Below are 548 nucleotides of genomic sequence, written 5' to 3'. Positions count from 1 at the left end.
CCCGCAGCGTTGGTCAGTGTGGCGGTGTAAGTGATCGAACCGCCCTCGGCAACCGAATTGGTGGCGCTGAGGGTCAGATTGGTGGTGTCGACGGTGTCAGTGACGGTGGTCGACACCGGCGTTTTGTCGGCTACGAGGTTTTCGTAGTTGCCGCCAGTCACGCCGGTGATCGCGTTGGTCAGCGGCGTGTGGCCGTTGAGTGCATCGTTCGGCGCGGTGGTGGTGACAGTGCCAGTGGTTTTGCCCACTTCGATGGTGATCGACTGACCATTGGCCAGGGTCACGGTCACAGGCGAGCCGGTCACTGGCGCGCCAACAGTCGCGGTGTAAGTGACGGTGCCACCTTCAGCGGCCGTTTCGGAAGCGGTCAGCTTCACGGTCGTCGTATCGACGGTGTCGGTGACTTCCGTTACGGCTGGAACGGTGCTCGGAACCAGGTTCTCGAAGTTGCCACCGGTTGCGTCCTTGATCGTGACTTCGACTTTGCCGGCGTCTTTGTAGACGTCATCGGTTGGCGCGGCGACGGTCACGGTGCCGGTGGTTTTGCC

The 548-nt window shown here is 62.0% G+C and carries 1 protein-coding gene; it reads right to left on the bottom strand.

Annotated elements, in window-relative coordinates; translation table 11 throughout:
- Positions 1-548, bottom strand: a 548-nt coding sequence (locus AC07XZ_RS29085; RefSeq protein WP_494990253.1) for an immunoglobulin-like domain-containing protein, incomplete at both ends; no start/stop codon positions are given.

The sequence above is a fragment of the Pseudomonas sp. GW458-11-26-14-LB4 genome (genome assembly GCF_059423925.1).
The sequence above is the reverse complement of the archived record's forward strand: the minus strand, read 5'-3'. Positions and strand labels throughout refer to the sequence as shown.